At 45.1% G+C, this 12,539-nt stretch carries 14 protein-coding genes; 9 read left to right on the forward strand and 5 right to left on the reverse strand.

Features of this window, described 5'->3' with window-relative positions; genetic code table 11:
• Positions 1 to 26: 26 nt before the first annotated feature.
• The 5 genes from G5B30_RS00585 (at position 27) to G5B30_RS00605 (ending at position 7,326) form a co-directional block, all read left to right on the forward strand.
• Entirely contained in the window at positions 27 to 1,592 is a 1,566-nt protein-coding gene (locus tag G5B30_RS00585; protein WP_165318010.1) for a DUF4843 domain-containing protein, read from the forward strand.
• 44 nt (positions 1,593 to 1,636) lie between these two features.
• Positions 1,637 to 2,767, forward strand: a complete 1,131-nt coding sequence (locus G5B30_RS00590; RefSeq protein WP_165318011.1) for a serine hydrolase domain-containing protein — start codon at positions 1,637 to 1,639, stop codon at positions 2,765 to 2,767.
• Between the two features lie 11 nt (positions 2,768 to 2,778).
• Complete coding sequence (locus tag G5B30_RS00595) at positions 2,779 to 4,176, forward strand: serine hydrolase domain-containing protein (RefSeq protein WP_165318012.1); 1,398 nt, start codon at positions 2,779 to 2,781, stop codon at positions 4,174 to 4,176.
• 104 nt (positions 4,177 to 4,280) lie between these two features.
• Entirely contained in the window at positions 4,281 to 5,825 is a 1,545-nt protein-coding gene (locus G5B30_RS00600) for a M81 family metallopeptidase (protein ID WP_165318013.1), read from the forward strand.
• Positions 5,826 to 6,003: 178 nt separating this feature from the next.
• A complete protein-coding gene (locus tag G5B30_RS00605; protein ID WP_165318014.1) occupies positions 6,004 to 7,326 on the forward strand; it encodes a DUF6600 domain-containing protein in 1,323 nt (440 codons plus the stop codon).
• An 80-nt stretch (positions 7,327 to 7,406) separates the two neighbouring features.
• Here the strand turns inward: G5B30_RS00605 and G5B30_RS00610 are convergent, their stop codons facing one another.
• From G5B30_RS00610 to G5B30_RS00630, 5 genes are all read right to left on the reverse strand, one after another.
• Positions 7,407 to 7,841 (reverse strand): PIN domain-containing protein, encoded by a 435-nt coding sequence (locus G5B30_RS00610; RefSeq protein ID WP_165318015.1) that lies wholly within the window; start codon positions 7,839 to 7,841, stop codon positions 7,407 to 7,409.
• A complete protein-coding gene (locus tag G5B30_RS00615; protein WP_206366962.1) occupies positions 7,838 to 8,104 on the reverse strand; it encodes a hypothetical protein in 267 nt (88 codons plus the stop codon). Before G5B30_RS00615 ends, G5B30_RS00610 begins: the two co-directional genes overlap by 4 nt.
• Positions 8,105 to 8,117: 13 nt before the next feature.
• Positions 8,118 to 8,834 carry a class I SAM-dependent methyltransferase gene (locus G5B30_RS00620; protein ID WP_165318016.1) on the reverse strand — a complete coding sequence of 239 codons (717 nt, stop codon included), beginning with the start codon at positions 8,832 to 8,834 and terminating at the stop codon, positions 8,118 to 8,120.
• A 90-nt stretch (positions 8,835 to 8,924) separates the two neighbouring features.
• Positions 8,925 to 9,251 (reverse strand): type II toxin-antitoxin system PemK/MazF family toxin, encoded by a 327-nt coding sequence (locus G5B30_RS00625; protein WP_165318017.1) that lies wholly within the window; start codon positions 9,249 to 9,251, stop codon positions 8,925 to 8,927.
• Positions 9,239 to 9,472: an AbrB/MazE/SpoVT family DNA-binding domain-containing protein gene (locus tag G5B30_RS00630; protein ID WP_165318018.1), complete on the reverse strand. Its 234-nt coding sequence runs from the start codon at positions 9,470 to 9,472 to the stop codon at positions 9,239 to 9,241. Before G5B30_RS00630 ends, G5B30_RS00625 begins: the two co-directional genes overlap by 13 nt.
• A gap of 223 nt (positions 9,473 to 9,695) precedes the next feature.
• On the opposite strand from G5B30_RS00630, the gene pncB reads away from it, so the two are divergent.
• The 4 genes from pncB (at position 9,696) to rpsI (ending at position 12,531) form a co-directional block, all read left to right on the forward strand.
• Positions 9,696 to 10,874, forward strand: a complete 1,179-nt coding sequence (pncB, locus tag G5B30_RS00635; RefSeq protein WP_165318019.1) for a nicotinate phosphoribosyltransferase — start codon at positions 9,696 to 9,698, stop codon at positions 10,872 to 10,874.
• Positions 10,867 to 11,568 carry a class I SAM-dependent methyltransferase gene (locus G5B30_RS00640; protein WP_165318020.1) on the forward strand — a complete coding sequence of 234 codons (702 nt, stop codon included), beginning with the start codon at positions 10,867 to 10,869 and terminating at the stop codon, positions 11,566 to 11,568. The genes pncB and G5B30_RS00640 overlap by 8 nt, the downstream gene beginning before the upstream one ends.
• Before the next feature lie 121 nt (positions 11,569 to 11,689).
• A complete protein-coding gene (gene rplM / locus G5B30_RS00645; protein ID WP_165318021.1) occupies positions 11,690 to 12,133 on the forward strand; it encodes a 50S ribosomal protein L13 in 444 nt (147 codons plus the stop codon).
• Positions 12,134 to 12,144: 11 nt separating this feature from the next.
• Positions 12,145 to 12,531 (forward strand): 30S ribosomal protein S9, encoded by a 387-nt coding sequence (gene rpsI, locus G5B30_RS00650; protein ID WP_165318022.1) that lies wholly within the window; start codon positions 12,145 to 12,147, stop codon positions 12,529 to 12,531.
• Positions 12,532 to 12,539: the final 8 nt, after the last annotated feature.

Here is a 12,539-nt window from a genome sequence, read left to right on the forward strand (position 1 = left end):
TTTTAAGATTTAAAAACACATTGAAAATGATTTTATCAAAGATAAAAATAGCAAGACGCATAGGTGCCTTAAGCGCTATGCTGTTGGTTTTATCCACTTTAGCTTCCTGTTTCAAGGATTTTACGGAAGATTTTCTTTTTACAGAAAAAATGGTCGAAATAGACGCAACAACGTGGGAAAGCAAAGCGCCGGGCAAAACCTATCCCATTAAGGGCCCTTATGAGAAGGGAGCAGGTGTGCAGACCTACCAGGTCAATTTAATCGGTGGACAATTTGATACCGATCAGACCCTACATTATCGTATCGTACCCGAAGAAACCACGGCTACCGAAGGAACTCATTTTAGGGTGCCTGAGGGTGGGGAATTCGTCATCCCAGCGAACAGCAGTGTGGGGTATTTATCGATCGAAGTATTAGACTTTCCTGCCGAAGCTGGTAGAGATACTGTAGTGTTGGAGCTCGTTGGCAACGATGCGGTCAAAGTCAGTGAAAATTACAAACGGCTAGGTTTGGCCATCTTATTAACCGGGCCACCAGTTGAAGGGCATGCGCTACATGAACAACTAGGTCCAGACAGTTACTACAACAGTATTTACTTCGACCCATTGAATCCATATATTCCGGCCGACATCCGCCAACGGATCGAACAATCGGCGGCGAATTTAGCCGCACAGAGTGGCGGTCCACGTCGATTACATAGTATGTATATTTATTTTGGAAACGATAATTTAGTTACCGTAGTCGCGCAATACTATGGAGGCGGAGGTAATGGCTTATCTGTAGGTGCTTACGCGACATGGACCTATGAGATGGTACTGGATGCTCAAGGAATAGGCAGCCTTGTATTTAAAGAGGCTAACGGCAACGGAAATTCGCAACGTACCAATTTCTACCCCATCTTGGGCGATTATCTGGAAAAACACGAATTTAAGGTAGACTGGGTAGATCCAACTATCGCGACACCTGATCGTCCCGAGGTACAGCTTGGCGGGTTGTTCCGTACGGATGATCCTACGTCGTATATCCTCGGGCCGTTGGCTACGCTGAATGCAACGGGTTCAATAAGACCGTTTCCTTCTTCGCCAGCGATGCACGATCTCTTTACAGATGGTGATGGCGGATACTTTACCACCCTGTACATCGATCCTGCCTCGTCTACCCAATCACCGGCGTTCCAAACACGTTGGCAAGAAGCCTATGACGCTGTTTTTGCTGGCATCGGGACTAATACACCAGGTCGACGGTTACATAAGATGCTATTTTATTTCGATCCAACCTTCAATTTTCAGGACGTACGTGTCGTCAACTACTATTATACCGCATCAGGTGCAAAATTTATGGGTCCTATGCGCTTCCAATGGCGAGTTGACTACGACGGACATGTCAAACCATTTGCGTTCATTTTCCAGGACGCTAACGGTGGAGCGACCCGTGCGCCTCAGCTGATCGACAACTTCCTGATGGTCACAGAATTTGCGATGACCCGTACGGGGGATAGGATCAAGTTCACGAGTGTAGACGACCCATCGGTGTATTTTGAAGGAGAACTCAGCAACCATCCATTGAATGTTAATACTTTTTGGCCTGAATAATGTTAGAACAAGTGAATAAAAAAGGGAATAATAAGGAAAATAATATGTTTAAGTTTAGCATAAAGGCAATAATCGTAGCCTTTGTAGGAATAGTGGCTTTTGGAGCTTGTTCGAAGGATAGTAATCCCCCACCCGCCCCTCCGGCGGGTGACGGGCTCACTAAGGTGGATGACTTGGTGTATCGGTACATGAGCCAAAACGCTGTACCGGGTACCACCTTAGCTGTGGCGCGTAATGGCAAGCTCGTCTACACCAAGGCCTACGGGTTTGCCGATAATGAAAGTGGGGAACGTATGGCGGTGAATACGCGATCGCGGATTTCCAGTATTTCAAAAACAGTGACTGCTATTGCGATCATGAAACTTGTAGAGGAGGGTAAATTGGAACTGGACGATAAGATTTTTGGCGAGGGCGGTATTTTGGGAAATGATTTTGGATCGAGAAGGCCGTATCGAACTTATGTAACCGACCTTACGGTCAAGCATTGCCTTTCGCACCATGTAGGTGGGTGGGGAAATGCCAGCAATGACCCGACGATGTTACAAAGTAGTCTAGATGCTCCTCAATTGATTTCGTACATCATTGACAATGTATCGTTGAGTAAAGCACCCGGTACAAGCTATGCCTACTCCAATGTAGGATTTATGATACTGGGCCGCGTAATCGAAAAAATCAGCGGAAAAAGCTATGAGCAATATGTAAAAGATGAAATCCTCAGTCCTGTCGGTATTACCGACATGGAAATCGGAGGTACAACATTGGAAGAGCGGAAACCGAACGAATCCAGATATCACCATGCCAGTGCATATACCGGAAACTTTTCCAGACGTGACGCCAATGGAGGTTGGATTGCCACAGCAGCCGATCTAGCACGCCTGTTTGTGCACATTGATGGATCGTCGTCCGTACCCGATATCTTAGCAAGCAACACCATCCAAACCATGACGACGCCTCCATATAATTATAGAAATTATGGATTAGGCATTATGCTCAATGGCGGAACCTGGTACCATGGCGGCTCCTATTCCGGAAGCCGTAGCCACTGGCTGCGTACCGGATCGGGATTCGTCGCAGCTATTATGGTGAATGGCAACGCCAGCAATTTACAGACATTACTGGAGAATATTGTCTCGGCTTCGGTCGAATGGCCAGATCAGGATTTGTTCAACGATTAACATACATTCAGATGATTATCAAGAGATATACCCTGCTGCTTAGCCTATTGGCCTGTATGCCTTTCTTTGCTGCAGCACAAACCTTACAGGACACGATCAATAAAATTGATGCCCTATTCGAAAAGGTGAACCAACACACACCAGGAGTTTCGGTAATGGTCAGCAGAAATGGCCAAACGCTTTATCATAAACATAAAGGGATGGCGGATCTGGAACATGGTGCTCCGATTACAGATAGCACCCGTATCGAAGCGGGGTCAGTATCGAAACAGTTTACCGCAACAGCTGTACTGCTGCTGATACGGGAAGGCAAGATCGGTTTGGACGACGACGTGCGAAAGTATATTCCTGAACTACCTACGTACGAAAAGACGATTACCGTCAGGCACCTACTCAACCACACCAGTGGGCTAAAGGACTGGGGAGTAATAGCCTCCATCGCAGGTTGGCCACGCGGGACTCGGGTGTACACCAATAGCCTCGCACTGGACTACATCACCAAGCAACCGACACTGAACAACACCCCCGGGGACGAATATATATACAGCAACTCCAATTATACCCTATTGACTTTTATCGCCGAACGTGTTTCCGGACAAAAGCTGGCGGATTTTACACGGGAGCGGATTTTCAAACCCTTGGGCATGCATTCCACCAGTTGGCGGACAGATTTTCGGAAAATTGTTCCCCATAGGGCAATTGGCTACAGCAAAAGCGGCGACGGTCATGAAATGGACATGCCGTTTGAAAACACTTATGGTCACGCAGCATTGTTGACGACCGTTGCCGATCTGGATAAATGGAATAGCAGTTGGAAAAACAGCCCGATAGGTGGTGACGCACTATTGAAATTACGCACAGAACAAGGTCTGCTGAACAACGGCGACACCATCGAGTATGCCGGTGGCGTATTTATGAAAACGTATAACGGTCGTCCGGTAGTATCCCACACAGGAGCAACGGCAGGATATCGGGCTGTACTATCGTATTTTCCGGAGACCTCACTCTCTATTGTCTATCTTTCTAACGACACCAGCTTACCGACGACAAAGACGGGCAACAGTATAGCAGCATTGTTCTTCGGAGAGGAAAAATCAGCAAAAAAGCCACAAGAAGAAAAGAAAGCGGATTCCTATGTTTTAAAAGAAGAAGCATTAGCAGAATACCAAGGACGCTATATAAGCACGGCATGTGATGGGGAACTGCAGGCATCCGTCAAAAATGGTTCCCTCCTCTTACTTTCCAAAAGCAACCGGAACAGAAGACTAAAACCGGCAGCCAAGGATTCATTTTCACAGGGAACGGGCAACACCATACTTTTCGAAAGAGATAAACAGGGAACGGTCACAGGCTTTTATATCAGTGTACCGCGCGCCAGAAACGTGTGGTTCCAACGCATAAAAAATTAAACGCAAGCACTGGGTAATATAGATACAGTTGTTTTTAAACATACACACTTTATATGAAACGTACCGGAACAATAATTTTTCTCAAACACGGATGGTTAATAGGTATGGTACTACTTTTTTTTGCGTGCAACAGTAAAAAAGAGAAAGCTTCATCGTCATCCTATCGCGTCGCTGTCGCTGCATTCTCACATGAGACATGTACATTTTGCCCGGGTGAAGAGCCCGGAATCGACGATTGGACTTATCGAGGAGCCCCTCTAAAAGGCGAGGAGTTACTACAAGGTACAAAAGACTGGGAGAGCAACGACTTCATCCAGGGGTTTGTACAGCAAGCAGGTCAGTTTGACAACATGACTCTCATTGGATTGACAAGCCCGCGGGACGTATTTGGGGGATCTTCCAGGACGTGGAATAAACAGGAGGTATTTGACCATTTCGTCAATTTAATGCTGAACGACCTCAAGGCCGCCATGCCGGTAGATGGTGTATTTTTAGCCTTACATGGTGCTATGGCTGTCCGAGGCATAGATCGCCCAGAAGCTGAAATTGCCAAACGCTTCCGCGAAGTTGTAGGACCCGATATCCCCATCGTGGCAACTTTTGATTTACATGGCAACGAAGACCAAGCTTTTTTTGAGTGGGCGGACGGTTCTTTTGTTAACAAACGTTTTCCGCACTATGACTCGTATCAGCAAGGTGAACGGGCCGCACGGTATATCCATCAGATGATGCGGGGCGAATACAAACCGACAAAGGCGGCAAAGCAAATCCCCATACTTACGGCTACCGTATTGCAATGGACAGGTCAATCGCCTATGATGAACATTTACGAACGAGCCAGACGTTGGGAAAACGAATATCCGGGTGCATATGTCAATATATTTTTAGGCTTCCCTTGGGCTGATGTCCCTGATGTCGGCACTTGTGTACAAGTGATGACCAATAATGATCAAGCCTTAGCAAATAAGATTGCTGATGATATGTCTGAATTTATTTGGCGGGTACGCCAAGGCTGGAGCGAAGGCGAGTTCTTGCAACCGGAAGCTGCAGTTAAACAAACAAGGTTGGCCATTACCAATGAGAAGACGCCAGTAATCTTAGCCGATTATTGGGATCGTCCGGGCGATGGGACATGGACATTGCACGAGCTCATTAAACAAAGGGTAGACAACGTGTTATATGCCGCTTTGACGGACGTGAATGCTTTAGATAGCATATGGAAGCAAGACTTACAGCCCGGTGCCCCATTTGATATGCTGGTCGGCGGATACACCGGTGAACAAGCTGGGAGCCCTGTTCATATCAACGGAAAATTAATCTGGCGGGGTTCGCTTTGGGGTTACGACCGAGTGGCTGCTATAGCATTTGGTGATGGTAATATTTTGGTTTTAACACCGGGATATCAACAGTGTATCACGCCGGATGAACTGCGCTTCGGCCCTATCAATCCCGACGATTACGATGTGATCGTGTTAAAAAGCCGTGTTCATTTCCGTAGAGGTTTTGATGAGACAGGATACGCTCCAAGTATCTTCATCGTGGATGCTCCAGGTAATTGGTTTGGCACTACACGTTTAGATGCGTTGAAGTATACTAACATCGATGTGACCACATTTTATCCGTTTGGCGATGTAAAATTCTCACAGTAGTCCATAAAAAGCCTTAAACAAGTTTAAATCATAAAAATAGCATAGGAGCTGTACAGTTCCTATGCTTTTGTAACAAAACAGTAACACTCGGCTATTGCTCTTCGCTCCCTTTAAACCATCACAGTGAGCATCGTGTCATACTACCAAAATTGAAGTTAAACTTAAAAGAGGTAGAGCCATGAAAAAGAGATCCATCACGTCCATTATAACGGCAGCCGTTATCATGCTATTCAGTATTCTTTCTTTGCCTAAAGCACACGCCCAAGGCTACGGAGAAGTGTCATTCGATCTTTTCTATAACGAATTGACCCCCTACGGCTTTTGGGAAAACGACCCCCAACATGGCGATATTTGGTTTCCCAATGTGTCTGCAGGCTTTCGCCCTTATAATACCAACGGGTATTGGGCCATGACAGAATACGGTAACACGTGGGTATCAAACTATGCCTGGGGCTGGGCACCTTTCCATTACGGTCGATGGGTATATACCTCTTACCGAGGATGGGGATGGATACCCGGCTACGAGTGGGGTCCGGCATGGGTAGAGTGGCGTTCGGGCAACGGCTATTACGGATGGGCTCCGATGATGCCGCGGGTGGGCGTACACGTTTCAGTAGGCATTCCGATAAATCTTTGGATCTTTGCACCGACAAGGCGCATCTTCGCACGGGATATATATCGCTATAGCCATATCGGCAGACGTAATATCTACAATCATACAACGATCATAAACAACACCTACATCGTCAACAACCGTCATTATCGTGGTGGACCATCACGTCGGGACATGGAAAGAACCATCGGCCGTCGTATAAATGTGCACCAAGTGCGCCAATCCACCCGTCCTGGAGCATCGCGCGTAGACAAGAGAATAGTGTCAATCTACAGACCGGACCGGGATAAAAACCGGACCACATCAAGACGTGTCGGAACGACAACACGTGAAATCCGTGGCAACGATCGTGCTACTTCCGGCAGAAACAGCCAAAGTACGACACGTCGTCCCGAGGCACGGCCGACGACGACCAATCGCAGCACCGGGCAAACGAGAGTCAGTGGAAACAGTCGAGGCACGACAAATAGCCGCACGACACGCGAAATGCATATCGACAAAAACGGTCAGGCTACAGTAAGAGAAAGAAATACATCACGCACAAGCCAAAGACCGGCGGCTCGTCAGACGGAACAACGTCCACAAGTGCAACGCAATAATCAGCGGGAAAATCAGGTTCAGCGTAATCGTACCGAGCGGAATAATACCCGATCGTCAGCACCCCAGGTTCAGCGTCAACAAAGGACACAACGCAGCCAACCGACTACACGTCAACGGGCAAGCACTCAGCAGGTACATCAGACCCGGAGCGGAAATTCGTCCAGCTCGGTTTCTCGCCAAAGCTCTTCGCGTGTACAACGAAGCAGCCCCGGCAGAACATCATCCAGTCGAGGATCCGCGTCAGGACATACACAAAGAAATAACGAACGTAGTTCAGGAAGAAGATAATTGTTTTATAGTTTTTGTTTAATTGAACCTTAAAGGGCGTGTCCGAAAACACGCCCTTTGGTTTTATTTAAAAAGGTATTCTATTTTCTCAAAGCCTGTAATTCTGCTGTATTTAATACTTTTTTGAAACGAGCTTGTTGTAATCCATTATACAAGACTTTATCACCCGTCCATAAGGCTGCTTTTAAAAATTTGGTCAGCGCGACAAAATCTGTATCATCGATATCTATATTTTTAGTAATCTCTTCTGCTTCCTCCCAAATACTTCCTGGGATAATTTCCTCGTTGATGAACTTTATTTTTGACAGAAGCTGGGCGTAGGAAATCTGTAATTGTTCATCTGTCAATTTGGATATTTTTTTGAGCTTGTCCCAATGGTTTTGAATTTCATAACGCATATACCCACAACTGTAGAATTCAAATTGCTTATTAGAATTAAATATTAAGTCTCCAATGGCACCATTTGAATTCAACAGCACACTGAAAATAATATTCGTATCAAGTACGATTTTCATTTAATAAAGCGCTTCCTGTTTTGTTTCCACCAACCGGATTTCACCTCTTCTGCTAATTTATCAACATCAGCTTGTTTAGCTTTCGATTGTGCCGTCGCCTCTGTATATGTTAAATAATCAATTAAGCGCTGTAGTCCATCGGTATTTACATAAGAAGGTAGCCGTATAATAACCTCTTTGTCTGTTCGTTCAATCACCATCTCTTTTTTATTGACTAATATAAGATATTCATGCTTATTATCCAAATTTACACCATCCCACATTTTAACATCTCTATTATTTAAAAGCAACAAAACTGGCAAAACAGAGGTTCTTATGCAAAACGTCTACGTCGCGGAATCCCGTTTCCCGCAACAAATCCAACTGAAACATCAAGCTGCGAGGAGAGTCCTCTTTCTCAATATAAGCAAATACGTGATCACGGTAAGCTTCATCTTTTAATGAAGTTAAATATTGACCATAACGTTCGGTATAAATAAGCTCCTGTAAGGATGCTGTCGCCTGCTCAACCAAATCAAAAATCCAGAAGCTCCCACCCGGTTTTAATAAGCTATAGAATTTTGCAAAGGCCGTTCGCCAATCAATATCATCCCGCAGATGATGTAATACCGCCGTCGATATGATGACATCGAAAGACTGTTCCGGGAGGTCTACACTGCGAAAATCTCCTTGAAAAATACGAGATGTACCACCAACATTCACCGCATCCACCCGTTCCTTCGCCCTGTCCAGCATAGGCTTGCTCAGATCGACCAAGGTAATATCCAACGGCTTGATATGTTCCAGCAGCTTAACATCGTAATTACCAGCTCCGCAACCGATGTCTAACACTGCCGCTCCTGCGGGATGCAGTGCAGCTATCCCTTCGGCGATCAGCTGCATATTAAATGAAGCATCCAACGTCGTCTGTTGCCCTGTCTCCAGATTGGAAAAACGTTCTACATCATTATCAAAACGCTCTTGAATTTCCTTTAAAGTTGATTTTTCTTGCATGGCTGTTTGAATTGTTGATTCAAAGTTACTTTAAAAAGACATAGTTTACACAATATTTTAAAGCCCCCGTTAGCGGTAGTTTTCATTTTTTTAGTCAACAAACGTTTCTTGAATTACACTTTTTACCTTTTCCATTTCTTTATCGCTCAAGGGTTCAAAACGCTTTACGATTCGTACTCTGTCAATCGTACGTATCTGGTCAATCGCAATCCAACCCTTTGTTCCTTTATGTCTGACTTCAACTCTTGTGGGGTAGGGTTTAGAACTACTTGTCATTGGAGCCACTACTATTGTCTGCAAATATTTATTCATTTCGTTTGGCGACAATACAACACAGGACCTTGTCTTTTTCATTTCACTTCCAATCGTTGGGTCAAGATTAACCAATACGATGTCATATTGATTTACTTGCTCCATTCTTCAAAAAGGTCGTTCATCAAAAGTTGGTCGTCACCATTAGCGTGCATCTTCTTAAATGCCTTTTCCCAATTTTTCCGAGGTTCTGTTTTTGGCTTCAAAATGATGTAACCTTTTTCAAGTATAAGTTCAACTTTGTCATTAATGCTGTATTTCTCTAAAATTGTTTTAGAAAGTCTAATTCCTTTTGAGTTTCCAATATTTATTATCGACAATTCCATGATTCATATTTTGTTATTACAAAGTAATTACAAAAATTTTAATTTTACAAATTATTTGTATGTGATTGCTTCGGAGGGTAGCTGGGATGGTGCGAACTATACTGTATCCGGAACAGAAGCAATTGCGTTTGGCACGGTTTTTTGCCTTTTGGAGCCTATGAATTTAAATTTTTGCTACTTTTATTGCTATTATTATTGAAAATTCACTCAACGTTTCTTAATAATGGCAACACTTCATTCCTTATTGGACAACGATTTTTACAAATTCACGATGCAGTATGCGGTGATCAAGCTGTTCCCGCGTGCACAGGCCCGCTATCAGTTCATCAACCGGGGAAAGCATGAATTTCCGGCAGGCTTCGGCAACAAACTCCGAGAAGCGATCAATCAAATGGCCGGGCTGCAGCTTACGGCAGAAGAAAAATCATTTTTTGCAAAGACCTGTCCGTATATCGACCCCACTTATTTCGATTTTCTGCAAGGCTATAGCTATGATCCCCAGGAGGTGCTTATCGAGCAGCACGGTTCCTCTCTTGCCGTACATATTCAAGGGTACTGGTATCGGACCATACTTTGGGAAGTGCCTATCCTATCTTTAATCTGCGAGCTGTATTATGAAATGACCGGGTTGCGGCGCAACGATGATGCCGAAGTGGCAGATATTGTCCGCCGTAAGATGGACAAGTACGATGAACTCGACATAACTATTGCCGACTTTGGCACGCGGCGCCGGCACTCTTATGCCGTACACGATCTGGTGATCCATACATTGAAAAACCACCCTTCTTCGACGTTCATCGGCACAAGCAACGTGCATTTAGCGATGAAATACCACACCAAGCCTATCGGTACCCATGCACACGAATGGTTTATGTTTCATGCCGCAAAGTATGGCTATAAAATGGCTAATCTGCTGGGGCTTGAACACTGGTCCGACGTCTACCGCGGTGATCTGGGTATCGCCCTTTCAGACACGTATACGACAGACGTATTTTTTAAACAATTTGACAAAAAGCTTTCCAAGCTGTTTGACGGCGTACGTCATGATAGCGGTGATCCTATTGAATTTGCAGAAAAAACCATCGCCCATTACCGCAGCGGGGGTATAGATCCGCTGTCCAAAACCATTATATTTTCTGACGGGCTGGATTACAAAAAGGTGGAGAAAATAGCACTTTTCTGTCAAGGCAAGATTGGCCATTCTTTCGGCATAGGCACAGACTTCACCAATGATGTGGGTCTGCCGCGGATGAACATTGTACTGAAGATGACCGAAACACTTCCCGAGGAAGGCGAATGGACACCGGTTATCAAGCTCTCGGACGAGCCGATGAAGCATACAGGCGAGCCTGAAGAGATTGATATGGCCATTAAATATTTACAGATCGAAGACCATGAATAGTGATGTATACGGCGAAGCGCTCCACGATTATTTTCAGGATGGAGTATTGTCAAGCCCGCTTCTGATACACAATACCTACGGCGAACCGGAGGAAATGCCTGTGGAGGCATTTTTCAGAACAGCGGACGAGTTTCCGGAACTGGAATTTATCGCGCTTTCTTTATGTGATGGCAAAGTGTTGGATGTGGGTGCTGGTGCAGGCAGCCATGCATTATACCTGCAACGGCAGGGATTCGATGTCAGCGCGCTGGATGTATCGGCGATTGCCTGCCGTATTATGCAACAGCGCGGGGTACAGCAGGTTATCCACGGCGATATCCTGGAGTTGCAAGACCAACGCTATGACACGCTTTTGTTTTTGATGAACGGCATCGGACTGGCAAAGACTGTGGATGGGTTCCGGGCCTTGCTTACGCATTGCAAAACGTTATTAACAGGGCGAGGTCAGTTAATTTTCGACAGCTCCGATATTTCCTATCTCTATGAAGACTATAACGTACCGCGTCCTGCCCATTACTTCGGTGAGATCGGCTACCAATATGGGTATAAAAGTCGACGTGGGGAACCCTTTAAATGGCTTTATCTGGACCAGAAGACGCTTATCCAAATAGCGCATGAAGAAAACTGGGTGGTGCAGATCGTGTTCGAAGAAGAGAGCGAACAGTACCTTGTGCGGATGGAACCGAGGAAATAAGACCCATCGGGCTTTTTGATTTTTTAATTTTGACTTTTTAATTTTTAAACCTACCTTTGCAGTCCGCTTGTAGTGGATACATGCGGTTAGATAGAAATATTAATAAATTAATCAAAAGCAAGTGAATACGTTAAGTTACAAAACTGTCTCTGCCAACAAAAACACCGTTAACAAGGAGTGGATCGTTGTTGACGCTGAAGGCGAGATCTTGGGGCGCTTGGCCAGCGAAATTGCAAAGGTAATTCGCGGAAAGCACAAGCCTTCATTCACCCCACACGTAGACTGCGGAGATAATGTCATTGTTATCAATGCAGACAAAATTAAGTTGACAGGAAACAAGTTGGGCGACAAAGTATATGTTCGCTACACAGGCTACCCCGGTGGGCAGCGCTTTGTTTCTCCAAAACAATTGATGGAAAAGCATCCGGAGCGCATTCTTGAGAAAGCAGTACGCGGTATGCTACCTAAAAATCGTTTGGGTCGTGAATTATTCCGCAACCTCTTCATCTATGCAGGTCCGGAGCACAAACATCAGGCTCAAAATCCGAAACCAGTTAAATTTTAAGGAGAACAATCATGTCAACAACTAATACTTCAGGAAGAAGAAAAACCGCTGTTGCTCGTATCTACTTAGGTGCTGGTAGCGGCAATATTACCGTCAACGGTAAAGACTATAAAGAATATTTCCCAACATTGCCTTTGCAATACATCGTTACGCAGTCTTTAAACGTAGCGGAGTCATTAGCAAATTTTGATGTGAAAGTTAACGTTCAAGGTGGTGGTGTCAAAGGACAAGCTGAAGCTGTACGTTTGGCTATCGCCAAAGCTTTGGTCGAACTTGACCCCGAGGTAAAACCTGCATTGCGCGCTAAAGGTTTGGTAACACGTGACGACCGTATGGTGGAACGGAAGAAACCAGGACGTCGCAAAGCACGGAGAAGATTCCAATTCAGTAAACGTTAATCAAAGGA

The organism is Sphingobacterium sp. SGG-5 (genome assembly GCF_011043525.1).
Classification (GTDB): Bacteria; Bacteroidota; Bacteroidia; order Sphingobacteriales; family Sphingobacteriaceae; genus Sphingobacterium.